24 protein-coding genes are annotated in these 23,181 nt (G+C 66.8%); 17 read left to right on the top strand and 7 right to left on the bottom strand.

What is annotated here, in order from left to right; translation table 11 throughout:
• Positions 1-47: 47 nt before the first annotated feature.
• Positions 48-1,733 carry a monovalent cation:proton antiporter-2 (CPA2) family protein gene (locus A6A04_RS15165; RefSeq protein ID WP_068494334.1) on the top strand — a complete coding sequence of 562 codons (1,686 nt, stop codon included), beginning with the start codon at positions 48-50 and terminating at the stop codon, positions 1,731-1,733.
• Positions 1,734-1,895: 162 nt separating this feature from the next.
• Here A6A04_RS15165 and A6A04_RS15160 read toward each other — a convergent pair whose 3' ends face one another.
• The 4 genes from A6A04_RS15160 to A6A04_RS15145 all read right to left on the bottom strand — a co-directional run bounded on the left by A6A04_RS15160 (position 1,896) and on the right by A6A04_RS15145 (position 4,892).
• The gene (locus A6A04_RS15160) at positions 1,896-2,462 is read right to left on the bottom strand and encodes a tyrosine phosphatase family protein (protein ID WP_068494332.1); all 567 of its coding nucleotides are present in this window, start codon (positions 2,460-2,462) and stop codon (positions 1,896-1,898) included.
• Between the two features lie 131 nt (positions 2,463-2,593).
• Positions 2,594-4,051, bottom strand: a complete 1,458-nt coding sequence (gene gatB, locus A6A04_RS15155) for an Asp-tRNA(Asn)/Glu-tRNA(Gln) amidotransferase subunit GatB (RefSeq protein ID WP_068494330.1) — start codon at positions 4,049-4,051, stop codon at positions 2,594-2,596.
• Between the two features lie 21 nt (positions 4,052-4,072).
• The gene (gatC, locus tag A6A04_RS15150; protein WP_068494327.1) at positions 4,073-4,360 is read right to left on the bottom strand and encodes an Asp-tRNA(Asn)/Glu-tRNA(Gln) amidotransferase subunit GatC; all 288 of its coding nucleotides are present in this window, start codon (positions 4,358-4,360) and stop codon (positions 4,073-4,075) included.
• A 112-nt stretch (positions 4,361-4,472) separates the two neighbouring features.
• Positions 4,473-4,892, bottom strand: coding sequence for a DUF4395 family protein (locus A6A04_RS15145; protein ID WP_068494325.1), 420 nt, complete (start codon positions 4,890-4,892; stop codon positions 4,473-4,475).
• Positions 4,893-4,976: 84 nt separating this feature from the next.
• Here A6A04_RS15145 and A6A04_RS15140 point away from each other — a divergent pair, with 84 nt between their 5' ends.
• Positions 4,977-5,681 (top strand): LytTR family transcriptional regulator DNA-binding domain-containing protein, encoded by a 705-nt coding sequence (locus A6A04_RS15140; protein ID WP_068494323.1) that lies wholly within the window; start codon positions 4,977-4,979, stop codon positions 5,679-5,681.
• Between the two features lie 97 nt (positions 5,682-5,778).
• Positions 5,779-6,075, top strand: a complete 297-nt coding sequence (gene cowN / locus A6A04_RS15135; RefSeq protein WP_068494321.1) for a N(2)-fixation sustaining protein CowN — start codon at positions 5,779-5,781, stop codon at positions 6,073-6,075.
• Positions 6,076-6,097: 22 nt separating this feature from the next.
• Here cowN and A6A04_RS15130 read toward each other — a convergent pair whose 3' ends face one another.
• Together A6A04_RS15130 and mutY are read right to left on the bottom strand one after the other, a co-directional pair.
• Complete coding sequence (locus tag A6A04_RS15130; RefSeq protein ID WP_068494319.1) at positions 6,098-6,712, bottom strand: hypothetical protein; 615 nt, start codon at positions 6,710-6,712, stop codon at positions 6,098-6,100.
• A 14-nt stretch (positions 6,713-6,726) separates the two neighbouring features.
• On the bottom strand, positions 6,727-7,806 hold the full coding sequence (mutY, locus tag A6A04_RS15125) for an A/G-specific adenine glycosylase (RefSeq protein ID WP_068494317.1): 1,080 nt from the start codon (positions 7,804-7,806) through the stop codon (positions 6,727-6,729).
• 45 nt (positions 7,807-7,851) lie between these two features.
• Between mutY and A6A04_RS15120 the strand changes: the two genes are divergently transcribed.
• The 11 genes from A6A04_RS15120 to A6A04_RS15070 all read left to right on the top strand — a co-directional run bounded on the left by A6A04_RS15120 (position 7,852) and on the right by A6A04_RS15070 (position 17,637).
• Positions 7,852-8,358 carry a DUF721 domain-containing protein gene (locus tag A6A04_RS15120; RefSeq protein WP_082914959.1) on the top strand — a complete coding sequence of 169 codons (507 nt, stop codon included), beginning with the start codon at positions 7,852-7,854 and terminating at the stop codon, positions 8,356-8,358.
• Positions 8,359-8,430: 72 nt separating this feature from the next.
• A complete protein-coding gene (locus A6A04_RS15115; protein WP_156612636.1) occupies positions 8,431-8,595 on the top strand; it encodes a hypothetical protein in 165 nt (54 codons plus the stop codon).
• Between the two features lie 64 nt (positions 8,596-8,659).
• Entirely contained in the window at positions 8,660-9,262 is a 603-nt protein-coding gene (locus A6A04_RS15110; protein WP_068494313.1) for a DsbA family protein, read from the top strand.
• Positions 9,263-9,371: 109 nt separating this feature from the next.
• Positions 9,372-12,839: a chromosome segregation protein SMC gene (gene smc / locus A6A04_RS15105; RefSeq protein ID WP_068494312.1), complete on the top strand. Its 3,468-nt coding sequence runs from the start codon at positions 9,372-9,374 to the stop codon at positions 12,837-12,839.
• A 206-nt stretch (positions 12,840-13,045) separates the two neighbouring features.
• Positions 13,046-13,399 carry an AtpZ/AtpI family protein gene (locus A6A04_RS15100; RefSeq protein ID WP_068494310.1) on the top strand — a complete coding sequence of 118 codons (354 nt, stop codon included), beginning with the start codon at positions 13,046-13,048 and terminating at the stop codon, positions 13,397-13,399.
• A 12-nt stretch (positions 13,400-13,411) separates the two neighbouring features.
• Entirely contained in the window at positions 13,412-14,155 is a 744-nt protein-coding gene (locus A6A04_RS15095; RefSeq protein WP_068494308.1) for a F0F1 ATP synthase subunit A, read from the top strand.
• 48 nt (positions 14,156-14,203) lie between these two features.
• Positions 14,204-14,428: an ATP synthase subunit C family protein gene (locus tag A6A04_RS15090; RefSeq protein ID WP_068494305.1), complete on the top strand. Its 225-nt coding sequence runs from the start codon at positions 14,204-14,206 to the stop codon at positions 14,426-14,428.
• Between the two features lie 129 nt (positions 14,429-14,557).
• Positions 14,558-15,052, top strand: coding sequence for a F0F1 ATP synthase subunit B family protein (locus tag A6A04_RS15085; protein ID WP_068494303.1), 495 nt, complete (start codon positions 14,558-14,560; stop codon positions 15,050-15,052).
• Positions 15,049-15,582, top strand: coding sequence for a F0F1 ATP synthase subunit B family protein (locus A6A04_RS15080; protein WP_172822788.1), 534 nt, complete (start codon positions 15,049-15,051; stop codon positions 15,580-15,582). Before A6A04_RS15085 ends, A6A04_RS15080 begins: the two co-directional genes overlap by 4 nt.
• A 210-nt stretch (positions 15,583-15,792) precedes the next feature.
• Complete coding sequence (locus A6A04_RS15075; RefSeq protein ID WP_068494301.1) at positions 15,793-16,137, top strand: flagellar biosynthesis regulator FlaF; 345 nt, start codon at positions 15,793-15,795, stop codon at positions 16,135-16,137.
• 117 nt (positions 16,138-16,254) lie between these two features.
• Complete coding sequence (locus A6A04_RS15070) at positions 16,255-17,637, top strand: GNAT family N-acetyltransferase (protein ID WP_068494299.1); 1,383 nt, start codon at positions 16,255-16,257, stop codon at positions 17,635-17,637.
• A 6-nt stretch (positions 17,638-17,643) separates the two neighbouring features.
• Here A6A04_RS15070 and ubiG read toward each other — a convergent pair whose 3' ends face one another.
• Positions 17,644-18,381 carry a bifunctional 2-polyprenyl-6-hydroxyphenol methylase/3-demethylubiquinol 3-O-methyltransferase UbiG gene (gene ubiG, locus A6A04_RS15065; RefSeq protein ID WP_068494297.1) on the bottom strand — a complete coding sequence of 246 codons (738 nt, stop codon included), beginning with the start codon at positions 18,379-18,381 and terminating at the stop codon, positions 17,644-17,646.
• Positions 18,382-18,555: 174 nt separating this feature from the next.
• Here ubiG and A6A04_RS15060 point away from each other — a divergent pair, with 174 nt between their 5' ends.
• The 3 genes from A6A04_RS15060 to ptsP are packed head-to-tail and all read left to right on the top strand — an operon-like array spanning position 18,556 to position 23,107.
• Positions 18,556-19,776, top strand: a complete 1,221-nt coding sequence (locus A6A04_RS15060; protein ID WP_068494295.1) for an aspartate kinase — start codon at positions 18,556-18,558, stop codon at positions 19,774-19,776.
• 29 nt (positions 19,777-19,805) lie between these two features.
• Complete coding sequence (locus A6A04_RS15055; RefSeq protein ID WP_068494293.1) at positions 19,806-20,846, top strand: NAD(P)H-dependent flavin oxidoreductase; 1,041 nt, start codon at positions 19,806-19,808, stop codon at positions 20,844-20,846.
• A complete protein-coding gene (gene ptsP, locus A6A04_RS15050) occupies positions 20,840-23,107 on the top strand; it encodes a phosphoenolpyruvate--protein phosphotransferase (RefSeq protein ID WP_068494291.1) in 2,268 nt (755 codons plus the stop codon). Before A6A04_RS15055 ends, ptsP begins: the two co-directional genes overlap by 7 nt.
• Positions 23,108-23,181 lie beyond the last annotated feature (74 nt).

Here is a 23,181-nt window from a genome sequence, read left to right as displayed (position 1 = left end):
TGAAGGCCAAGGCGGGTACACTCCCTGACCAATTTGGGGGTGCCGCCTTGGCCGAAGCCGAAATCCTGTTCGACGTCCTGTTCCTGCTGCTGGCCGCCGTGGTGGTGGTGCCGGTGCTGCAGCGGCTCGGCATTCCCTCGGTGCTGGGCTATCTGGCGGCGGGGGTGGTGCTGGGGCCTTATACGCCGGGGCCGGTGATCGATGCCGAAACCACCCGGCCGCTGGCCGAGTTCGGGGTGGTGTTCCTGCTGTTCGCCATCGGCCTGGAACTGCCGCTGTCCCGGTTGCGCACCATGCGGCGCTACATCTTCGGCCTGGGATTGCTGCAGGTGCTGGCCAGCGGTGCCCTGCTGGCGGGGCTGGCGGCGTGGTGGGGGCTGGTCCCGGCGGTGGCGCTGATGGTGGGGGCCACCCTGGCCTTGTCCTCCACCGCCACCGTGCTGGCGCTGCTGGTGGAGCGCAACGAGGCGGTCACCCATCACGGCCGCGTCGCGGTGGCGGTGCTGATCTTCCAGGATCTGGCGGTGATTCCCATCCTGGCGCTGCTGCCGCTGCTGGCGGGCAAGACCCACGACATCCTGCCCGCCCTGGGGCTGGCCGGGCTGAAGGCGGCGGGCGCCGTGGTGGTCATCTTCGCCCTGGGCCGTCTGGTGCTGCGGCCGGTCTATGCCTTCATGGCGGCGAGCCGCAGCCCCGAGGTCTTCACCGCCGCCACCCTGCTGCTGGTGGTGGCGGTGTCGTGGGGCACCGCCGAGGCGGGAATGTCCATGGCCCTGGGCGCCTTCCTGGCCGGGCTGATGCTGGCGGATTCCCCTTATCGCCATCAGGTGGAAGCGGATATCGAGCCGTTCCGGGGCCTGCTGCTGGGCCTGTTCTTCATGACAGTGGGCATGTCCATCAACCTGCCCTTCGTGGCGGCGCGCGGCGGTGAACTGTTGGGGCTGACCGTCCTGGTGATGGCGTCCAAGGTGGCGGTGATCCTGATCCTGTGCCGCCTGTTGGGCATCGGCATGGTCCAGGGCGTGCAGGTTGGGTTCCTGCTGGCCCAGACCGGCGAGTTCGCCTTCGTGATTCTTGATCGCGCCATGGGATTGAAGCTGCTTCCCGCCTCCGTCGGCCAGAGCCTGATGGCCATGACCGCGCTGTCCATGGTGTTGACGCCGGTGCTGGCCAAGCTGGGACGCATCCTGTCGCGCAGGCGCCAGCGGCGCGAGGGCGAGGCCTTGGAGCCCACCGGCATCGAGCATCTCAGCCAGCATGTCATCATCGCGGGCTATGGCCGCATGGGCCGCGCCATCGCCCGGCTGCTGACCCGCCACCATATCGACTTCATCGCCCTGGACGAGAACGCCGAGCGGGTGACCCAGGCCCGCAAGGACGGGCTGCCGGTCTATTTCGGCGATGCCAGCCTGCCCGGGGTGCTGCGCTCGGCCGGGATCGACGGGGCGCGGGCGGTGGTGGTCACCGTTGGCGCCCATCGCCAGACCGAGCGCACGGTGGCGACGGTGCGCCGGGTGGCCCCCGGCGTGCCGGTGGTGGTGCGCGCCACCGATCGCATCCACGAGGCCCAGATGCACAAGCTGGGCGCCACGGCGGTGATCCCGGAAACGGTGGAGGCCAGCCTGCAGATGGCCGCCGTGGTGCTGCGCTCGGCGGGCATCAAGGAGGACGAGGTGGAAGCCAGCCTCAACGCCTATCGCTCGTCACGCTACGGCAAGGGCAAGGCGGAGTAGGGTTGACGAGTGCTTGATTCCAACGTCCTTGTCATCCCGAGCGGCGCGAGGGATCTCCGCTTGGTATGGCCGTGCCGATTCTGAAACGCCAGATCAGGACGGGATCCCTCCGCCCAAGGGCGTCGGGATGACACGTCACTTCGAGTGAAAAGGCTGCTCGCCCTACTCGTCCTTGGGCACCTCGGCGCCGCGTTCGCTGGTGCGCAGATAGTTCACCATCTCGGGCTTCAGGGCGCGGACCTGGACCTTGTGCAGGTCGCGCATGGCGGCCACCAGGGCGCCGCCCCGGTCCAGCAGACGGTCGGCCATGCCGATCATGCGGGAATTGGGCCAGGCCTGGGGGCGGATCCCGGCCAGATGGGCGAAGGCCTCGGCCTCGCGCCCGGGATTGTGCTGGGCCATCAGGATCGCCGCCGTGGCGGTGGAGCGCGAGATGCCCATGTGACAGTGGACCAGCAGATGGGCCACCGCTTCGTCCTGCAGCGCGGTGCCGTAGTCCAGGATGGCGCGCACATTGCGCTCGGTGGGGTGCTGCTGGCCGTCATGCTCGTTGACGATGTCGTGGAAGCGCCAGATGGTGCGCTTATGCGGCTTGAACGCCCTGAAATGCTCGGGATCGGGCCAGTCGGGGTCGATGATGGTCAGGACATGGCTGACTCCGGCCTCGGCGTGCTCGGGCAATTCGTCGATGCCGCAGATGGTCAGCGGAAAGGGAAGAAGGGGAAGCATCCGCGCGTTCTCCATTGTCATCCCGAGCCCAAGCGAGGGATCTCGTCCTGGTACGATGGCGCCGGTCCTGGACCATCGGAACAAGTGGAGATCCCTCCGCTCCGGGGAGCGTCGGGATGACAGGTCTGAGTCTACCCCACGATCTTCTTGGACAGCATCTCGTTGACCATGGCCGGGTTGGCCTTGCCCTGGGTCGCCTTCATCACCTGGCCGGTGAACCAGCCCAGAAGCGCGGTCTTGCCGTCCTTCACCTGCTGGACCTTGTCGGGATTGGCGGCAATCACCGCATCCACCGCCGCCTCGATGGCGCCGGTATCGGTGACCTGCTTCATGCCCTTTTCCTCGACGATGACGGCGGGCGGTTTGCCGGTTTCCACCATCAGGGCGAAGACGTCCTTGGCCAGGCGGCCGGACAGGGTGCCATCCTTGATCAGGTCGATCAGGGCGCCCAGGTCGGCGGCGGTGACCGGCGGGCTCTCGATGGTCTTGCCGGTGGCGTTGAGGGACGCGAAGAAGTCGCCCATCACCCAGTTGCAGGCGATCTTGGCGTCGCGGCCCTTGGCCACGGTCTCGAAGAAGTCGGCCGAAACCCGCTCGGCCACCAGCACGCCCGCGTCATAGGCGTTGAGGCCGTATTCAGCCATGAAGCGGGCCTTCTTCTCGTCGGGCAGTTCGGGCAGGCCCGCCTTGATGCCATCGACGAAGTCCTGGCCGATCACCAGCGGCAGCAGGTCGGGATCGGGGAAATAGCGGTAGTCGTGGGCGTGTTCCTTGGACCGCATGGAGCGGGTCTCGCCCTTGACCGAATCGAACAGGCGGGTTTCCTGGTCGATGCCGCCGCCCGATTCGTAGACGTCGATATGGCGGCGGGCTTCGAACTCGATGGCCTGCTGCACGAAGCGGATGGAATTGACGTTCTTGATCTCGCAGCGGGTGCGCAGCTCGGTGGAGCCCACCGGCCGCACCGACACATTGGCGTCGCAGCGCATGGACCCTTCCTGCATGTTGCCATCGCAGGTGCCGAGATAGCGCAGGATGGAACGCAGCTTGGTCAGGTACAGGCCCGCCTCTTCCGGCGACCGCAGATCGGGCTTGGAGACGATTTCCATCAGCGCCACGCCAGAGCGGTTCAGGTCGATGAACGACTTGGACGGGTGCATGTCGTGGATGGATTTGCCCGCGTCCTGTTCCAGGTGCAGGCGCTCGATCCCCACCGTGCGGGTAGATCCGTCGGGCAGGTCCAGGATCAACTCGCCCTCGCCGACGATGGGCAGGTCGTACTGGCTGATCTGATAGCCCTGGGGCAGGTCGGCATAGAAGTAGTTCTTGCGCGCGAACACGCTGGTCAGGTTGATCTTGGCCTTCAGCCCCAGGCCGGTGCGCACCGCCTGTTCGACGCAGGTCTCGTTGATCACCGGCAGCATGCCGGGAAAGCCCGCGTCGACGAAGCTGACCTGGGTATTGGGCTCGGCGCCGAACTCGGTGGCGGCGCCGGAAAACAGCTTGGACTTGGAAATCACCTGGGCGTGGACTTCCAGGCCGATGACGATTTCCCAATCGCCGGTTTCACCCTGCAGGATATACGCCATTTCAGCAGCCCTCCGCCGTCATCATTCCACCACCTTGGGCACGGTGAAGAAGCCGTCCTCGGCCTCGGGGGCATTGGCCAGCACCGCGTCGGGCATGCCGCCATCGGTGATGGCGTCGACGCGCATGGGCAGCGTCACTGCCGCCGCCGCGGTCATGGGCGCGACACCGTCGGTGTTCACTTCCGACAATTGTTCGACGAAGGTGAGGATGTTGGACAATTCGCCCGCCAGATGGTCGAGCTCGTCGTCGCGAACCTCGATCCGCGCCAGATTGGCGATATTGCGCACGGTGGCTTTGTCGAGCGACATGGGCCTATGAAACTCCGGGAAAGACTTGCGATTCCAAGCGCCCGGACGTTATCACCCACGGCCCAGCCGTGCAACCGGGGAAGGGGCTGTCACCCCTTCCCCGATGGAAGGATCAGGCGGCGCGGACGCGGTACCACAGGCCATAGGCCCAGCAGGCGGCGCAAAAACCGGTGGCGGCATCGATGAAGGCGAAGATCAGGATGGCGGTGGCCGGGATATTGCCCACATCCGAGCCCAGCAGCCAGGTGGCGGCCATGGCGGTGCCGGCGACGAAGGCGATCTTGTCGGCGAACATCTTGGACCCGGCATTGACCTTCAGGGTCCAGCCCAGCTTTTCGGTCAGGGCGGCGAACAGGCGATAGCTCAGGCATTTGTGCGGCGAGACGAAGCCGCGGATCAGGCCGCCGAAAGCCAGAATGAAGGCCACCCACTTATACGGGGTGAACAGGTAGACGGCGGCGATGGCAAAGCTCATGGTGGCCTGGAAGCGATAGGCATTGGAGCAGACCGGAGCGATGTCGAAGCGGAGCATGGAAGCACCTCGGGGAATGAAGATTGTCATTAAATTAGACTGTTCTAATGTTGAAGTCAAGTGTTGCGTTGCGGGAGCGACCCCATGACCAGCCTTGCCTACCAGCTTCAGCGCGCCCCGGTCGGCGTCATCGTTCTCGATGGCGAGCGCCGGGTCATCGCCGCCAATGCCCTGGCGCGGCGGCTGCTGGAACCGGTGGGGGGCTCGATCCTGGGGGCCGATCTGGCCTCGCTGCATCCCGACGCCGCCCGCCCCAAGGTGCAATGGCTGTTGGATGCCGCCCGCGCCCGGCCCGGGGAACCGGCGGGCATGGCCATGACCCTGCCCTTTGGCACGCTGGTGGCCCGAGTTACGGTGATGGAGGGCGTGGACGGCACCGATGCGGGTTGGTGCATGATTTTCCATGTGCCGGAAGGATTCTCGGTGGTGCCGACGACGGTTCCGGCCTCGGGCGACATTCTGGTGAAGCTGCCGGTGGCATCGCGCTCCGGCGTGGTGCTGCTGGACGTGGCCGAGGTGGCCTATCTGGAGGCAGAGGGCCATTACACCAGGGTTCATTCCGAGGATGGCAGCCATTTCTGCTCGTTGTCCCTGGCGGAACTGGGGCGCAGACTGGACCCCTCGGTGTTCCTCCGGGTCCATCGCAGCTATGTGGTCAATCTGCGCCATGCCCAGGCCATCGATCGCCGCGACGGCCGCTGGAGCATCGTCATGGCGGCCCCCCATGCGCCGCTGGTGCCGGTCAGCCGTAGCCGCGTCGATCTGGTGCGGCGGCGGTTGGCGCTTTGAGGGTGCGGCTGGTGCGTGGGCAATCCCGTTCATGCAGCCGGGATTGCCATTGGTGCGCGCCTTGGCCAGGGTGGGGCCAGCCAGTCAGGAGCCCAGCATGACCGTTTCCGTTCCATCCGATCGCTATGCCTCGTTCCGGGGCATCGACTGCGAGGGCAATGCCCGGATCGTCATCGACCGTATCCTGGCGCTGGTGGAGGACCCCGCCAATGACAGCGTGTTGTGGCAGCGGTTCCGGGTGCGCCTGGCCGAGGCGGGCAAGCTGGGAGCGCGCCTGGCCGACGAACTGTGCCTGGCCTGCTCGCACACTTATTATATCGAGGAACTGTTCGAGGCGGCGGACGACCAGGACGGTCTGGCGGCGCTGCGCCGCCTGGAAGACGAGTGCTGCTGAATAGCCCCCCTCCCGACCTTGCCTACGGCGTCGGGCAGGGATGCTTGGCCGGGTCGTTGAGGTCGCACAGCGAGACGTTGCGCAGGAAGGCCGACCAGTCCTGCAACATGCCGGTGGGCACCGGCGCCGCCTCGTTGCGCTCGAACGGCTTGCCGCGCCAGATGCGCTGGACCACATAGACCGCCGAGCTTCCCCGGATGGCCTTCACCGCCACCAGCCCGCCCAATCCGCTCTGGCGGCCCTTGGTGCAGGTGACGGTCATGGTCGCCACCGGATAGCCGTTGCTCTGGCCCTCGGCCACCGGGCTGGGCCCGGAGGCCTCGCAATTGGACTGGCTGGCCTCGATCACCCGCTGGACATGGTCGCGGGGCGACAGCTTGGGATCGGCCAGCACCTGGATGGACAGCATCTCGCTCCAGCTGTCGGCGCTCTGACCCGGCGGGAACATCTGGCGGGTGACGGAATGCTGGCTGGCGGCCGACCCGCCCACCTGCCAGCCCTGGGGCGGCGCCATCACCAGCTGTTCCGAGGTTTCGGCGGTCTGCTGCTGGCGCGGCTGCGGCCGCATCTGGGCCTCGGCGGCCAGCGGAAAGGCGGCCAGCGCGGTCATCACGGCGAGACGAAGGACGGGACGCATGGGCTCTCCTTAAGTCAATAGGCCTTGGCCAGGGCGTGGCGCACCACCTTGCGCATCAGGGTGGGCAGGCCGTGCTCGTCCAGCCGGTCCAGCGGACACCACAGGCCGCGCGCCTGGGGGCTGGCGCCGGTACGGGCCACCGCCACTCCGAGGTCGAGGTGGAAGTGAGTGAAGGTATGGCGAACCGCGCCGGGTGCCAAGCGCCATCCGTCGCGCAATTGCGCGGGCGCCAGGGGCGCTTCGGCGGCGGCCTCGTCCAGGTTCCAGGGTTCGGTCCGCCAGGGGGTCGAGGGTATCTCCATCATGCCGCCCAGCAGGCCGGTGGGCGGGCGGCGGCGCAACAGCACCGAGCCGTCCTTGGCCAGCAGCCAGAAGGCGATGCCGAAGCGGGTGGGGCGCTCGGGCTTTTCCAATCGGGCAGGCAGCGAGGCCTCGATTCCTTTCGCGCGTCCGGCGCAGGCGTCGCGCCAGGGGCAGATGCCGCAGGCGGGGTTGCGGGGCGTGCAGATGGTGGCGCCCAGGTCCATCACCGCCTGGGCATAGTCGCCCGGCCGGGTCTCGGGCGTCAGTTGGGCGGCCAGGGCCTTGAGGCGCGGCTTGACCTTGGGCAGCGGCTCGGTGATGGCGCCGAGCCGTGCCATCACCCGCTCCACATTGCCGTCCACCACCACCGCCGGGCGGCCGAAGGCGATGGCGGCGATGGCGGCGGCGGTATAGTCGCCGATGCCGGGCAATTGGCGCAGGGCCGATTCCTCGTCGGGAAAGCGACCCTGGCGCCACTGAGCCACGGTCTTGGCGCATTGGTGCAGGTTGCGGGCCCGGGCGTAATAGCCCAGCCCGGCCCAGGCCTCCATCACCTGCTCTACCGGGGCGGCGGCCAGGGCGGTGATCGTGGGCCAGCGCTTGAGGAAAGCGGTGAAGTAGGGCTGCACCGCCGCCACCGTGGTCTGTTGCAGCATGACCTCGGACAGCCAGACCCGGTAGGGATCGGCCAGTTGCCCCGGCTCGGCCCGCCAGGGCAGCAGGCGGCGGTCGCGGTCGTACCAGGCGAGCAGGGCGGCGGCCAGGGCATCGGGGGCGGCGGGGGTCCACATGCGGCGAGGATAGTGCAAAACCGCCCTTCGCGGTATGCTGACCTGATGACGACACCGCGATCCCAGGCCGAGGACGACGACCGCCGCACCCGCGGCATGGTTTCCATCGCCGTGCCTTCGGGCAAGGTGACCCGGCCGGTGTTCGGCCGCCACGGTTTCGCGGGTGGCGCCCTGGTGGTGGACTGGCCCGCCATCGTCGGTTCGGCGGTGGCCAGCCACACCCTGCCGGTGCGCATCAAGTTTCCGCCGCAGGACCGCGCCGACGGCACCTTGGTGGTCAAGGTGGCGTCGGGGGCCTTCGCCCTGGAGATGCAGCATCTGGAACCGCTGATCCTGGAGCGCATCAACGGCTATTTCGGCTGGAAGGCGGTGGCCCGGCTCAAGTTGGTGCAAGGCCCGCTGCCCCAGCCGGTTCGCCGTCCCAAGACCGTGGCTCGGCCAGCGGTGACGACGGCTGCCCCGTCCACCCTGGCCGCACGGTTGGACTCGGTCGAGGATCCCGACCTGCGCGCGGTGCTGGAACGGCTGGGACGCAGGCTAACCAATTCCTAACCCCTGGCGTCGTAAACTGACGCGGGCAATTTTGAGGCAACTCGTATGGGTTCGTTGCGGGATCTGAACCAGATGTCCCGGGATTTCGGCCTGGGCAACCGATATTTCCTGCTGGTCGGCGCCATCCTGGCGGCGCTGCTCACCGCCTTGTTCGTCTGGGGGCACTCCGATGCCATGACGGATGCCCCGCCGCCCGTCCCGGCAAGCCCGGCGGCATCGACCCCGTCAAGCTACTGAGCTTGTGCGGCCGGGGCTCTGCCCCTAATATCCGCCTGGATTTCATGCCAGGGAGGATATTCGGGTGAAGCCGTTCAATCGTCTGCTTGCCGCCGCCGCTGCCCTGCTGATGTCGGCCGGGTTCGCCGCCGCCGCCGATCTCAGCTATCCCATCGACCATGTGCTGGGGCGCGCCGACGCGCCGATCACCATCGTCGAATACGCCTCCACCACCTGCGGCCACTGCGCCAATTTCCACAAGACCACCCTGCCGCGCCTCAAGACCGAATGGATCGAGACCGGCAAGGCCAAGCTGATCTATCGCGATTTCCCCACCGGGCCGCGCGGCCTGTCGGTGGGGGCGTCCATGATCGCCCATTGCGTCGGCGACGACCGCTATTTCGGCCTGTTGGGCCTGATCATGGACCAGCAGGAAAAGTGGATGAGCGCCAAGAACCCGCTGGACGAGTTGAAGAAGCTGGCCAAGCTGGCGGGCATGGGCGAGGACAAGGTGGACGAGTGCCTGAAGCGTCAGGACCTGGCCAACGCCCTTGATGCCCGCGCCAAGGACGCCCAGGAGAAGCTGGGCATCGAAAGCACGCCGTCCTTCGTCGTCGGCGGCAAGGTCCTGGTCGGCTCCCAGCCCTTCGAGGAGTTGGACAAGGCCCTGAAGGCCGTCAAGAAGTAGCTCCGGGGCCCCGCGCCCCGTGGGGCGCGCAAGCCAAGCGCGAGCGCCCGGCGCCTGAGGGACAAACAGGCGCCCCGTGGGGCGCCGATAATGGGATGGAAGACCAGGCTTGATCCAGTTCGCCAAGCTGCGGCTGTCGGGGTTCAAGTCCTTCGTGGACCCGGCGGAGCTTCTGATCGAACCCGGCATGACCGGGGTCGTCGGCCCCAACGGCTGCGGCAAGTCCAACCTGATCGAGGCGCTGCGCTGGGTGATGGGCGAGACCTCGGCCCGCCAGATGCGCGGCGGCGAGATGGACGACGTCATCTTCGGCGGCACCTCGTCCAGGCCCGCCCGCAATATCGCCGAGGTCGGGCTGGTGCTGGACAACACCGCCCGCACCGCGCCGCCCCAGTTCGACGGCGACGAGATCGAGGTCATGCGCCGCATCGAGCGGGGCAATGGTTCGCTCTATCGCATCAACGGGCTGGAAACCCGGGCGCGCGACGTGCAACTGCTGTTCGCCGACGCCGCCACCGGGGCGCGCTCCTCCGGTCTGGTCAGCCAGGGCCGGGTCGGCGCCCTGATCAACGCCAAGCCCGCCGACCGCCGCCTGTTGCTGGAAGAGGCGGCGGGTATCTCGGGGCTCTATTCCCGTCGCCACGAGGCCGAGCTGCGGCTGAAGAACGCCGAGCTCAACCTGTCGCGCCTCGACGACGTGCTCGCCACCCTGGACGAGCAGTTGAAATCGCTGCAAAAGCAGGCGCGTCAGGCCAACCGCTACCGCACCCTGTCGGACCAGATCCGCCGCATCGAGGCCCAGGTGCTCTATCTCGGCTGGCTGGAGGCCTTGGCGGTGGTCGATGCCGCCCGTTCCGCCTTCCGCGAGGCCGAGATGAAGGTGGAGGAGGCCGCCGAACTGGCCGCCGTCGCCGCCACCGCCCAGGCCGAGGCCGCTGCCGCCCTGCCCGAGTTGCGCCGCGCCGATGCCGAATCCCTGGCGGCCTTGCAGAAGGTGAGCGCCGAGCGTGAGCAGTTGGAGGCCGAGGAAGGCCGTCTCGCCGAACTGCGTCGCGACCTGGAAGCGCGTCTCGCCCAGGCCGGGGCCGATCTTCAGCGCGAACACGCCCGCGTCGCCGATGCCCAGCAGGCCGCCACCCGGCTGGAGGACGAGCGCCGCATGCTGGTTGAGGCTGCCGAGGGCGAGGCCGAGGCCCGGCTGGAGGCCGAAGCGGTGGTCGACCGGGCGGCCGAGGCGGTGGTGGCGGTGGAACACGACCTCGCCGCCCTGATGGAGGAGGTGGCCGCCGCCGACGCCGAGCGCGCCAGCGCGCTGCGTCGCCTGACCGAGACCGAGGGGCGCGGCCAGCGGCTGCGGGAACGGCTGGCCCAGGCCGAGGCCCAGAAGGCGGCGGTGGAAAGCGACAGCATCGACCGCGCCGATCTCACCGCCCTGGAAATGGACCTGGAAGGGGCGCTGGAATACCTCGACGAATCCCGGGACGCCGCCGAATCCGCCGATCGTGCCCGGGTCCAGGCCCAGGCCGCCCGCGACGCCGCCCGCGACGCCTTCCAGGCCAAGGTGGCGGCCCGCTCGCGGCTGCAGGCCGAGGCCGATGCCCTCAAGCAGGTGCTGGCCCAGGGCAAGGGCTCCGACCATCGCCCGGTGCTGGAAGACATCTCGGCCATGACCGGCTTCGAACCGGCCCTGGCCGCCGCCCTCGGCGATGATCTCGGCGCGCCCGCCGATGCGGCGGCACCGCTGCACTGGGACGATCTCGGGCCGCTGGACAGCCCGCCCGCCCTGCCCGCCGGGGTCGAGCCGCTGGCCCGTTTCGTCACCGCGCCCGCCGCCCTGGCGCGGCGCCTGTCCCAGGTGGGGGTGGTGGCCGATGCCGCCTCGGGCGGCACCCAGCGCCACGCCCTGGCGGTGGGGCAAAGACTGGTCAGCCGCGACGGCGATCTGTGGCGCTGGGACGGCTATACCGCCCGCGCCGGGGCGCCCAGCCCCATGGCGCTGCGTCTCGCCCAGCGCAACCGCCTGCGCGAGCTGGACGCCAGGCTGGAAGACGCCGATCTGGGGGTGGAGGAGGCGGAGGAAGCCGCCGGTGCCGCCACCCTGGCCGCCGAGGCGGCGGTGGAGGCCGAACGCCGGGCCAAGGAGGCGGTGCGCCAGGCCGAGGCCGAGACCGCCAAGGCCCGTGACGCCCACGCCAAGCTGTCGCAACGCTTCGCCGCCTTTGAATCCCGCCTGGACGCGGCACTGGCGCAGGTGACGGCGGTGAGTGCCGAGCTCATTCTGGCCGAGGCGGAATTGGACGAGGCCCGCCAGGCCGTGGCCGCCTTCCCCCAATCCACCGATGGCCGCGACCGTGTCGCCCTGTTGCGCGCCACCCTGGCCGAGCGGCGCTCGGAACTGGTGGAGGCCCGCTCCGGGCTCGACCGGCTGATCCGCGAGGGCGAGGAACGTCGCCGCCGCCTCGACGCCCTGGACAATGACATCCGCTCGTGGCGCAACCGTACCGAATCCGCCCGCTCCCACCTGGAGGAGTTGGAGGAGCGGCGCGAGACCCTGATGGCCGAGGTGGAACGGCTGTCGAGCCTGCCCGACACCATCGCCCGGCGCCGCGCCGAGTTGCTGGACCGGCTGGAGGAAGCCGAGGCCGCCCGCAAGGCGGCGGGCGACGCATTGGTGGCGGCCGAGCAGGGGCAGGCCGAGGCCGACCGGACCATGCGCGCCGCCGAGGGCTTGCTGGCCAGTGCCCGCGAGGAGCGCATCCGCCGCGAGGCCGCCGTCTCTGCTGCCGACCAGGCCTGCCGCACCGTCGCCGCCCGTATCGGCGAGCGCCTGGAGATGACGCCGGAGCAGTTGCGCGATGTGGCTGGGCTGGTGGAGACCGAACGCCCCGACCCCGAGGAGATGCAGCGCAAGCTCGACCGCCTGATGCGCGAGCGCGACAATATGGGGCCGGTCAATCTGCGCGCCGAGCAGGAAGTGGAAGAACTCGATGCCCGCATCACCGGCATGGTGGCGGAAAAGAATGACCTGTTGGGCGCCATCGCCAAGCTGCGCCACGCCATCGGAGAACTGAACCGCGAGGGCCGCGAGCGACTGCTGGCCAGCTTCCAGGCGGTTGACCAGCATTTCCGCGACCTGTTCGTCAAGCTGTTCGGCGGCGGCCGCGCCCATCTGGCGCTGACCGAATCCGCCGATCCGCTGCAGGCAGGCCTGGAAATCATGGCCAGCCCGCCGGGCAAGCGGCTGCAGCAATTGTCGCTGCTGTCGGGCGGCGAACAGGCCCTGACCGCCCTGGCCCTGCTGTTCGCGGTGTTCATGACCAATCCCGCCCCCATCTGCGTGCTGGACGAGGTCGACGCGCCGCTGGACGACGCCAATGTCGACCGCTTCTGCTCGCTGGTGGAAGGCATCGCCCGGACCACCAAGACCCGCTTCCTCATCGTCACCCATCACCGCATGTCCATGGCCCGCATGGATCGCCTCTACGGCGTCACCATGGCAGAACGCGGCGTATCGCAACTGGTCTCGGTCGACCTCGCCCAGGCCGAGGCCATCCGGGATAAAGCCCCGCTTGTCTGAGGCTGCCACCCCTTCGGGGAGGACGGTTTTTCTGGTGCGCCGCAGCATGTCTCCGGGGGAGGGCGGCGCAAAGTCACGGGAAACCCTGCAAAACAGCGGGCTGGTCCGGCGGGATTCCCACCTTGACACGGGTGGGTGCAGACCTTATGGTGCCCGCGCTTTTGGCACCTCAGGGCCAGAAGGGGGAATTTCGAGGATGCACGCTTATGGCTGAGCCCGAGACGCCCCCGTCGCTGGACGATCTCGATGCTCGTTTGCGCGCCGCGCGCGCAAGGGAGGAAGAGGACTCCGGACGCGGACCGGAAAGCCGGGGACGGCCGACCGGGATGGGTCTGGGCTTCCGCATCGGGGCCGAACTGGTGGCTGGTGTTATGGTGGGCGTGGGAATTGGTTGGGCCTTGGATGCCTGGCTGAAGACCGCCCCCTGGCTGATGGTGGTGTTCTTGCTCCTGGGTGGAGCGGCTGGTGTCATGAATGTCTATCGCTTGATGCGGGGCATGGATGACACGGTCGGTCTGGGGCAGGCGAGCCGAAGAGCGGAGCAGGCAAGGGACCATTGAAAGAGGCGCGCAGTGGCTAATCCGATCGAGCAATTCAAGATCCAGCCGTTTGTTCCGCTCAAGGTGGGGGGGCTGGACATTTCGTTCACCAACTCCTCGGCCATGATGGTGCTCTCCGTCTGTCTGATCACCTTGTTCCTGACCCTGTCGGTGCGGTCGCGCGCCCTGGTGCCGGGCCGGTGGCAGTCCATGGCGGAAATCTTCTACGAATTCATCGCGGGAATGCTGCGCGACAACGTGGGAGCCGAGGGGCGTAAATACTTCCCCTTCATCTTCTCCCTGTTCATGTTCGTGCTGTTCGGCAACCTGCTGGGCATGCTGCCCATCCCGGTGATCGGCTTCACCTATACCAGCCACGTCATCGTGACCTTCGCCATGGCGCTGGTGGTGTTCGTGGGCGTGACCGTCATCGGCTTCGCCCGCCACGGCACCCATTACCTCCGGATGTTCTTCCCGCATGGCGCGCCCATCGCGACCGCGGTCATCCTGATCCCCATCGAGCTGATCTCCTACTTCTCGCGTCCCTTCAGCCTCGCCGTCCGTCTGTTCGCCAACATGACGGTGGGTCACATCATCTTGAAGGTGATGGGCGGCTTCGTGGTGTCGCTGGGCGCGTTCTACATCGTTCCGGGCATCGTACCCTTCGCTTTCCTGGGCGCCATCACGGTGCTGGAATTCGGTATCGCCCTGTTGCAGGCCTATGTGTTCACGATCCTGTCGTGCATCTATCTGCACGATGCGATCCACATGCACTGAGTTTGAGTTCTTCGTTACTTCCCGTTTTGTCCTGAAGGAGTTGAGTAAATGGAAGCGAGCGCTGCTAAGTTGATCGGTGCCGGTCTGGCTGCCATCGGCATGATCGGTTCGGGTATCGGCGTGGGCAACATCTGGGCGAACCTGATCGCCACCGTTGGCCGCAACCCCTCCGCCAAGGCCAATGTCGAGCTGTACGGCTGGATCGGCTTCGCGGTGACCGAGGCGATCGCGCTGTTCGCCCTGGTCGTCGCCCTGATGATCCTCTTCGCCTAATCACGAAGAGAGTCTCCTTCGGAAGCGGTCGGTGCCGCGATCTGGCCTTAATCAGGGCCAGGTCGCGGGTCACCGGCCCGACCGACTGATTTTTCGGGTCCGAGTTCCTACCCGTCCAGGAGTCCTGGGATGCCTCAATTCGATCCCACCTTTTTCACGCCGCAGCTGTTCTGGCTGTTGCTGACCTTCGTCACCTTGTATTTCGTGATGACGACGGTGGCGCTGCCCAAGATTGGTGCCGTCCTGGACGAGCGCCAGCGCAAGATCGACGACAATCTCGACAAGGCCGCCCAATTGAAGGCCGAGGCCGAGGCTGCCGTGGCGGCATACGAGAAGGCCCTGGCCGAATCCCGCGCCCATGCCCATTCCGTCATCAAGGAAGCGTCTGATCGCCTCGCCGCCCAGGCGGAGGAGCGCAACAAGGCGCTGTCCGCCAAGCTGGCCGAGCAGATCAAGTCCGGCGAAGCCCGCATCGCGGAAGCCAAGGACAAGGCGCTGGCCAATGTCCGTGACGTGGCCATCGAGGTGGCCGGTTCCGTCTTCGACCGCCTGGTCGGCGCCTCCGCCGATGCGGCCAAGCTGGAAGCCGCCGTCGCCTCCGCCCTCAAGGAGCACGGCAAATGATCATTTCGACCGCTTATGCCGCCGGTGCCGCCGCCGCGCATGGTCCGTTCTACATGGAAGCCCATTTCTGGGTGGACGTGGCCTTCCTGCTGGTGGTCGCCCTGGCCTGGAAGCCGGTCTCGCGCGCCATCGCCGCCGGTCTCGACGCCCGTGCCGCCAAGATCAAGTCCCGCCTCGACGAGGCCCACAAGCTGCGCGAGGAGGCCCAGGAAATGCTGGCCACCTATCAGCGCAAGCAGCGTGACGCCATGAAGGAAGCCGAGGAGATCATCGCCCACGCCAAGGCCGAGGCCGAGCGCCTGGCCCAGCAGGCGGCCAAGGATCTCGACGCCGCCATCAAGCGTCGGGAACAGATGGCCATGGACCGGATTGCCCAGGCCGAAGCCCAGGCGACCCGCGAAGTGCAGAACCTCGCCGTCGATGTCGCCATCGGCGCGGCCCAGAAGGTGATCGGCGAAAGCCTGTCGCCCGCCCAGACCACCGCTCTGGTGGACAAGGCCATCACCGGCCTGTCAGGCAAGCTGCACTGATCCACGTGACGTTCCGGCAAACCCCCGTCGACCCCGGTCGGCGGGGGTTTTGTCATTCTTGCGACAGGATTTCCCCCAGACTCATGGGGGAGGTTGAATGTATATCAGATCGGCAGTAGGCTGAATTGAAGGATTATCCGCCTGAGACGCGGAATTGTCCTACGCGCATTTCGACCTATCAATTCCGGCGAAGAATTATCAGGAGGAACCATGTCTCAGCAGACTTCCCTCTCTCTGGCTGAGGAGCAGGCCTTTCAGTTGTCCCAGGCCGCCATTCAGCTGGATCAGGCCCGGGCCGAACGTGAAAAGAATATCGGTCCTTTCGCCGCCGCGCTGAAGGCCAATCTGGATACTTGGGTCGCTCTGTGCACCATCATTTCCCATGACGAGTGCACCTTGTCCGACGACGTGAAGCGCAATCTGCGCCGTCTGGCCCAGTTCGTCGCCGACAAGACCCTGGCCGGGGTCGAGACCATCAGCAACGAGACCATCGATTCCTTCATCAATATCAATCTCCAGATCTCGGAAGGCCTGCTGGAAGGCGCCAAGAACTGAGACCCGTTTCCCCCTCCCGTCCATTGGGGACGGAAGGGGGAACAGGCTTTGGGAATTCATCCGGTCGTTGCCCGGCGGCCAGGGCGCCATGACCCGCGCCAGCGAGGGAGTTCTCCGATGCTGCGCGAGCGGCCCAAGCCGGTCAGCGAGACTGACGCGGCCATTCTCGACATAATCGAGCGAGACAACCCCAGCCCCCAAGGGATGACGGGGGGATACATCCCGCCCGACCTTGTCCGCGCGCTGCAGAGCCTGGCCGAACAGAGCAAGGAAGTCGCGCCGTGGACCGTGCTGGCTGAAACCTTGGCGGCTCAGGGATTGAACGCCTCGGCCGTCGCCGCCTATCGCCGCCTGTCGGTGCTGGGCGACGACCCGGGCGAGCGGGCGGCGGTCTATACCACCCTGGCGGCACTGGAACGGCGCCTGCGCCTCGACTGGTCGGCCCAGATTGACGAGCGGGTGGCAAACCGCCTGCGCGGCATTCCCAACGCCTCGGCCATCATGCCCGAATTGGAAGAGGACGAGCTTTACGCCGAGGCCGCCATCAACAACCCCGAGGCCTTCCTGGAAACCATCGGCCAGTTGGGCGACTACTCCTTGTTGCACGACCCATTCCGGGACCCCTATCTCGCCAAGGCCAATTTCCTGCGGCCACCGCCCCTGGATGGATCGTTGGCGGTGGACGATTGTTCGTTCTTCATCCGGGACGGTGACGGAACGGTCCTGTTGCAGGTGGAGGCCGATGCCTATGGCGGCCGCCACCTGGGGTGTCGCGAAGCCGGCATCATCCTGACCCGGCTGGTGGACAGCCATCCGCGAATGGAGGTGGCGGAATACCTGGCGGTTCGCCAATTGCGGCTGGCGACGGAATGGGCGGGCTGTCCGGCGGCGCTGTTCGAGCGGCGGGAAAATGTCGCTTTGGCGCCGCCCCTGGCCATCTGGATCAACGACAGCAATGCCCACCCCATTCCCATCACCGCCGCCTGGATCGATCTGTCGTTGTCGCCCGATGAGATCGAGCGGGGCTATCGCGATGCCCATCGCCAAAGCCTGCGTTGGGGCAGGCGCAATATGCGGGTGGAATCTACCAAGGTGCCTGACCCGCGCATGATCGAGCTGTACAGCCAAGTCTATCTGGCCTGCTTCCGCACCCCCGGCACATTGGTGTCGGAGCTGGTGCATTTCATGGAAAAGGGGCTGTTCACCCTGTATATCGGCTGGCTGGGCGAGGATCCGGTGGTGGCGTTGCTGGCATCGCGACACGGCCGCACCACCTATTACTGGTCAAGCAGCAAGAAGATCGTCGGCAACAAGCCCCTGGGGCATGTGGTGCTGCATCAGGCGATCATGGATGCCCAGGCCGAGGGACAGAGCCGTTTCGACCTGGGTCATCTTCACACGGCCGACAGCTTCAATTCCAAGCTGCAGAATATCGCCCTCTACAAGAGGGGCTTCGCCAGCCATACCGAACAGATCTACCTGCATCCGGTTCGGCTGTGACCCATCCTACCCCTTGATCCCCAGAAGCATGTAGTTGACGTCCAGGCTCGGGGTTTCTCGCCAGCTGTCGGTCAGCGGCGAATAGGCCATGCCCGCCATCTGGCGGACCTCGATGCCTTCGTCGCGCAGCAGGGCGGCGAATTCGGACGGGCGCAGGAACTTCTTCCAGTCATGGGTGCCCTTGGGCAGCCAGCCCAGGACATATTCGGCCCCCACCACCGCCAGGGCATAGGCCTTCAGCGTGCGGTTCAGGGTGGCGCCCAGGAAGACGCCGCCCGGCTTCAGCCGCGCGGCGGCCTGATGCAGGAACTCGCCCACATCGGGGACGTGTTCCACCACTTCCATGCTCAGTACCACATCGAAACGGTCGGACTCCGGCATCTGTTCCGGGGTGGCGACGCGGTAATCCACATCCGCGCCAGTCTGCTCGGCATGCAGGCGGGCCACGGCGATGTTCTTGGCCCCGGCATCGATACCGGTGACGGCGAAGCCCATGCGCGACAGCGGTTCCGACAGCAAGCCGCCGCCGCAGCCAACATCCAGCAGCCGCAGGCCCTGGAAGGGCGCCATCTCCCGGGGATCGCGGCCGAAATGGGCGCATAGGTGGCGGCGCATGAAGTCGAGGCGCACGGGATTGAAGCGGTGCAGCGGCTTGAACTTGCCTTCCGGGTCCCACCAGGCCTCGGCCATGGCGGTGAAGCGGGCCACTTCCTCGGCCGATGCGGTGCCCTGATCTGAGTGCATGAAACCCTCTTTGTGGACGCGGCCCCCAAAGGGTGGGCCGCTCTTGCTTCCAAACTGGCGACAGAGTATGAATACGCGCCCTTCCGGCGGCAACCGGACATGCAATAGAATTTCGGAACCGACCGCAAGCGTCCTTCCTCCAGCGTCGGGCGCCCGGTCCAACAGGGTTTACTCATGGCTCGCATCGTTATGAAATTCGGCGGCACGTCCGTCGCCGATATCGAGCGGATCAAGAACGTCGCCAATCGCGTCAAGCGCGAGGTCGAGGCTGGCAACGAGGTGGCGGTGGTGGTTTCGGCCATGTCCGGCGCCACCAACCAGCTGGTGGCCTGGTGCTCGCAGATCGCGCCGTTGCATGATGCCCGCGAATATGACGCCGTGGTCGCCACCGGCGAACAGGTGACCATCGGCCTGCTGGCCATCGCGCTGCAGGAACTGGGGCAATCCGCCCGCTCCTGGTGCGGTTGGCAGTTGCCCATCCACACCGACGGTGTCCACGGCAAGGCCCGCATCATGTCCATCGAGACGGACGAGATGATCGCGCGCATGGCCAAGGGCGAGGTTGCGGTGGTGGCCGGGTTCCAGGGGCTTGGCCCCGACAACCGGATTTCGACCCTGGGCCGTGGCGGTTCGGATACCTCGGCGGTGGCGCTGGCGGCGGCCTTGAAGGCTGATCGTTGCGACATCTATACCGATGTGGACGGGGTCTATACCACCGACCCCCGGATCGTTGCCAAGGCGAAGAAGCTCGACAAGATCACCTATGAGGAAATGCTGGAGCTGGCCTCGGTTGGCGCCAAGGTGCTTCAGACCCGCTCGGTCGAGATGGCCATGAAGCACAGCGTGCGGGTGCAGGTTCTGTCCAGCTTCGAGGACAAGCCCGGGACTCTGGTTTGCGATGAGGATGAGATCGTGGAAAAGGAACTGGTAAGCGGTATCGCCTACAGCCGCGACGAGGCGAAGGTGACCCTGGTGCGCGTGTCGGACCGGCCCGGCGTGGCCGCCGCCATTTTCGGCCCGCTGGCCGAGGCCGCCGTCAATGTGGACATGATCGTCCAGAACGTGTCCGAGGACGGCAAGTCCACCGACCTGACCTTCACCGTCGGCAATGCCGACCTGGAGCGGGCCAAGAAGGTGCTGGACCAGCACAAGGCGACCCTAGGCTACGAGAAGCTGATCGCCGATCCCAACGTGGTCAAGGTTTCGGTCATCGGCGTGGGCATGCGCTCGCACGCGGGCATCGCCCAGAAGATGTTCCAGACCCTGGCGTCCGAGGGCATCAATATCCAGGTGATCTCTACCTCCGAGATCAAGATCAGCGTTCTGATCGAGGAGAAGTACACCGAATTGGCGCTCCGGGCTCTTCATACCGCCTACGGCCTCGACGCCGCCTGACCGCCCGGTCGCGCATTACAGGGGTATTTATGGACAAGGCCAGGCAAAGGCTTGAACACCTGTGGCGGCGGGGACGGGATTTTCTCGGCACCGAACTCGCCATCATGGGCGGGGCCATGTCTTGGATCTCCGAACGCCACCTTGTGGCCGCCATCTCCAATGGCGGCGGTTTCGGCGTGCTGGCCTGCGGCTCCATGTCGCCCGAACTGCTGGCCGAGGAAATCCACGCCACCCAGGAACGCACCTCCAAGCCGTTCGGCGTCAATCTGATCACGCTGCATCCCGAGCTGGATGCCCTGATCGATGTCTGCGGCGAGATGCAGGTGGGGCATATCGTGCTGGCCGGCGGCCTGCCCTCGGGCTCGGCCATCAAGCGGGCCAAGGATACCGGCGCCAAGGTAGTGTGCTTCGCCCCCGCCCTGGTGGCGGCCAAGAAGCTGCTGCGCTCGGGGGTTGACGCCCTGGTGATCGAGGGAACCGAGGCGGGCGGCCATATCGGCTCGGTCGCCACCAGCGTGCTGGCCCAGGAAATCCTGCCGGTGGTGGATCAGGTGCCGGTCTTCGTGGCGGGCGGCATCGGCCGCGGCGAGGCCATGCTGTCCTATCTGGAGATGGGGGCGGCGGGGTGCCAGTTGGGCACCCGCTTCGTCTGCGCCACCGAATGCATCGCGCACCCCAATTTCAAGCAGTCCTTCATCAAGGCCGCCGCCCGTGACGCGGTGCCATCGGTCCAGGTCGATCCGCAATTCCCGGTGATTCCGGTCCGCGCCCTCACCAACGCGGCGACCCGGAAATTCGTGCTGTTCCAGATGGACGTGATCGAAAAGGTCCGCTCCAGCCAACTGGACCAGAAGGAAGCGCAGCTTCAGATCGAGCATTACTGGGCGGGCGCGTTGCGCCGCGCCGTCATCGACGGTGATATCGAGAATGGCTCGCTGATGGCGGGCCAGAGCGTCGGCATGGTGACGCGCGAGCAGAGCACCGCCGAAATTCTGGGCGAACTGCTGGATCAGGCCCTGGCCGCCCTGGCGGCGCGGGACGAGTCCCGTTCGACGATGGCGCAATGCTGACGGCTGGGACTACCTCGGTTTCCCGGCGCCTGCTGGGGCGTCTGCGCGACGTCATGGCCGGGGGCGGATCGGCCCAGGAACGCCTGGACAAGGTGGTGACCCTGATCGCCGCCGACATGGTGGCCGAGGTGTGCTCGTGCTATGTCATGCGCGCGGGCGATATCCTGGAACTGTTCTCCACCGAGGGCCTGCGCAAGGACGCGGTGCACCAGACCCGGCTGCGGGTGGGCGAGGGCCTGGTGGGCGACATCGCCGCCCATGCCCGGCCCCTGGCCCTGGCCGATGCCCAATCCCATCCCAATTTCGCCTATCGCCCGGAAACCGGCGAAGAGATTTTCCATTCGCTGATGGGCGTGCCCATCATCCGGGGATCGCGCGTGGTCGGCGTCCTGGTGGTGCAGAACCGCACCATGCGCCACTACACCGACGAGGAGATCGAGACCCTCGAGACCGTCGCCATGGTGCTGGCGGAACTGGTGGCCTCGGGCGAGTTGGTCAACAAGTCCGAACTGGTGCCGGTGGACGGCAACGCCCTGCTGCCGCTCCGGCTCGAGGGGGTGCGGCTCAATGCCGGGGTGGGGCTTGGCGTCGCCGTGCTGCATCGCCCGCGCATCACCATCCGCAGGCTGGTGGCCGAGGACCCTGACGTGGAGACCGAGCGCCTGAAGAAGGCGCTGACCGGCATCAAGACCGCGCTGGAAGAGCTGTTCTCGCGTCCCGAGATGCGCGATGGCGAGCACCGCGACGTGCTCGAGACCTATCGCATGTTCACCGAGGACAAGGGCTGGATCAACCGCATCGGCGAGGCCATCCGTACCGGCCTCACCGCCGAGGCGGCGGTGCAGAAGGTCCACGACGACACCCGCGCCCGCATGAGCCAGATCACCGATCCGTATTTGCGCGAGCGCATGCATGATTTCGAGGATCTGGCCAACCGGCTGCTGCAATACCTGTCGGAAGGCGAGGGCGAGTCGGTGCGCGCCGAACTGCCCGAGAACGCCATCCTGATCGGCCGCAACATGGGGCCGATGGAACTGTTCGACTACGATCCCAAGCGCCTGCGTGGCCTGGTGCTGGAAGAAGGCTCGGCCACCGCCCATGTGGCCATCGTGGCCCGCGCCCTGGATATCCCGGTGGTGGGCCGCGTCAAGGATGTGCTCGACAAGATCGAGCCGCTGGACCCGGTGATCTGCGACGGCGACAACGGCCAAGTCTTCATCCGTCCGCCCGATGATATCCGGGAAAGCTTTGTCGAGGCCCTGTCCCAGCGGCAGTTGCGCCTGGCGGTCTATGCCCGGCTGCGCGACCTGCCCGCGGTGACCCGCGACGGGGTCAGGATTGCCATCCACATGAATGCGGGCCTGCTGCTGGATTTGCAGCATCTGCACGAGTCCGGCGCCGATGGGATCGGGCTGTATCGCACCGAGCTGCCGTTCATGGCCCGGTCCTCCCTGCCCGACGTGGCGGCCCAGACCCTGCTCTACAAGAAGATCCTGGATCAGGCCGAGGGCAAGCCGGTGGTGTTCCGCACCCTGGATGTGGGCGGCGACAAGGTTCTGCCCTACTGGAATCCCTATGAGGAAGACAACCCGGCCATGGGCTGGCGCTCCATCCGCATCACCCTGGACCGTCCGGCGGTGATGCGTCACCAACTGCGCGCCCTGCTGCGGGCGGCGGCGGGCCGCGAGCTGTCGGTGATGTTCCCCATGGTGGCCGAGGTGGCGGAACTGATCCATGCCCGCCAGATCCTGGACATGGAGATCGAGCGAGAAACCCGCTCCGGCCATCCCATGCCCACTCGGGTCAAGGTCGGTACCATGCTGGAAGTGCCCGCCCTGGCGCTGCAGCTCGATGCCTTGCTGCCCCGGGTCGATTTCGTCTCGGTGGGCACCAACGACCTGATGCAGTTCCTGTTCGCGGTGGACCGCGGCAATCCCCGTATCGCCGAGCGTTACGACCCCCTGGCCCCGACCATGATGCGCTTCATCCGCTATGTGGCGGCCAAGTGCCGGGAATACGATGTCCATCTGTCGGTGTGCGGCGAAATGGCCGGGCGGCCGCTGGAGGCCCTGGGCCTGATCGGTGTCGGCATCCGCTCGCTGTCGGTGTCGGCGCCCGCCATCGGGCCGGTCAAGACCATGCTGCGCAGTCTGGACGTGGCCGAGTTGCAGGCCTACATGGAATCGCTGCTGGAATCGCCCGATCATAGCCTGCGCCACAAACTGCGGTACTTTGCCCTCGACCACGGCGTCGCGCTCTGACCAGCCATCGGGCCGAGGTTGCCACCCGCCCGACGGATTTGATACACAGGGATGGCCTCTGACGGGGCGATCCG

It is taken from the genome of Paramagnetospirillum marisnigri (genome assembly GCF_001650715.1).
Classification (GTDB): Bacteria; Pseudomonadota; Alphaproteobacteria; order Rhodospirillales; family Magnetospirillaceae; genus Phaeospirillum; species Phaeospirillum marisnigri.
This window is presented reverse-complemented; position numbering and strand designations above follow the sequence as displayed.

What these genes read in the sequence shown, in the direction of transcription:
- A6A04_RS15160 (WP_068494332.1), bottom strand. Translation starts at nt 2,462, where the DNA reads ATGCTTCCCCTTCTTCCCTTTCCGCTGACCATCTGCGGCATCGACGAA.
- gatB (WP_068494330.1), bottom strand. Translation starts at nt 4,051, where the DNA reads ATGGCGTATATCCTGCAGGGTGAAACCGGCGATTGGGAAATCGTCATC.
- gatC (WP_068494327.1), bottom strand. Translation starts at nt 4,360, where the DNA reads ATGTCGCTCGACAAAGCCACCGTGCGCAATATCGCCAATCTGGCGCGG.
- A6A04_RS15145 (WP_068494325.1), bottom strand. Translation starts at nt 4,892, where the DNA reads ATGCTCCGCTTCGACATCGCTCCGGTCTGCTCCAATGCCTATCGCTTC.
- A6A04_RS15140 (WP_068494323.1), top strand. Translation starts at nt 4,977, where the DNA reads ATGACCAGCCTTGCCTACCAGCTTCAGCGCGCCCCGGTCGGCGTCATC.
- cowN (WP_068494321.1), top strand. Translation starts at nt 5,779, where the DNA reads ATGACCGTTTCCGTTCCATCCGATCGCTATGCCTCGTTCCGGGGCATC.
- A6A04_RS15130 (WP_068494319.1), bottom strand. Translation starts at nt 6,712, where the DNA reads ATGCGTCCCGTCCTTCGTCTCGCCGTGATGACCGCGCTGGCCGCCTTT.
- mutY (WP_068494317.1), bottom strand. Translation starts at nt 7,806, where the DNA reads ATGTGGACCCCCGCCGCCCCCGATGCCCTGGCCGCCGCCCTGCTCGCC.
- A6A04_RS15120 (WP_082914959.1), top strand. Translation starts at nt 7,852, where the DNA reads ATGACGACACCGCGATCCCAGGCCGAGGACGACGACCGCCGCACCCGC.
- A6A04_RS15115 (WP_156612636.1), top strand. Translation starts at nt 8,431, where the DNA reads ATGTCCCGGGATTTCGGCCTGGGCAACCGATATTTCCTGCTGGTCGGC.
- A6A04_RS15100 (WP_068494310.1), top strand. Translation starts at nt 13,046, where the DNA reads ATGGCTGAGCCCGAGACGCCCCCGTCGCTGGACGATCTCGATGCTCGT.
- A6A04_RS15090 (WP_068494305.1), top strand. Translation starts at nt 14,204, where the DNA reads ATGGAAGCGAGCGCTGCTAAGTTGATCGGTGCCGGTCTGGCTGCCATC.
- A6A04_RS15085 (WP_068494303.1), top strand. Translation starts at nt 14,558, where the DNA reads ATGCCTCAATTCGATCCCACCTTTTTCACGCCGCAGCTGTTCTGGCTG.
- A6A04_RS15080 (WP_172822788.1), top strand. Translation starts at nt 15,049, where the DNA reads ATGATCATTTCGACCGCTTATGCCGCCGGTGCCGCCGCCGCGCATGGT.
- A6A04_RS15075 (WP_068494301.1), top strand. Translation starts at nt 15,793, where the DNA reads ATGTCTCAGCAGACTTCCCTCTCTCTGGCTGAGGAGCAGGCCTTTCAG.
- A6A04_RS15070 (WP_068494299.1), top strand. Translation starts at nt 16,255, where the DNA reads ATGCTGCGCGAGCGGCCCAAGCCGGTCAGCGAGACTGACGCGGCCATT.
- ubiG (WP_068494297.1), bottom strand. Translation starts at nt 18,381, where the DNA reads ATGCACTCAGATCAGGGCACCGCATCGGCCGAGGAAGTGGCCCGCTTC.
- A6A04_RS15060 (WP_068494295.1), top strand. Translation starts at nt 18,556, where the DNA reads ATGGCTCGCATCGTTATGAAATTCGGCGGCACGTCCGTCGCCGATATC.
- A6A04_RS15055 (WP_068494293.1), top strand. Translation starts at nt 19,806, where the DNA reads ATGGACAAGGCCAGGCAAAGGCTTGAACACCTGTGGCGGCGGGGACGG.
- ptsP (WP_068494291.1), top strand. Translation starts at nt 20,840, where the DNA reads ATGCTGACGGCTGGGACTACCTCGGTTTCCCGGCGCCTGCTGGGGCGT.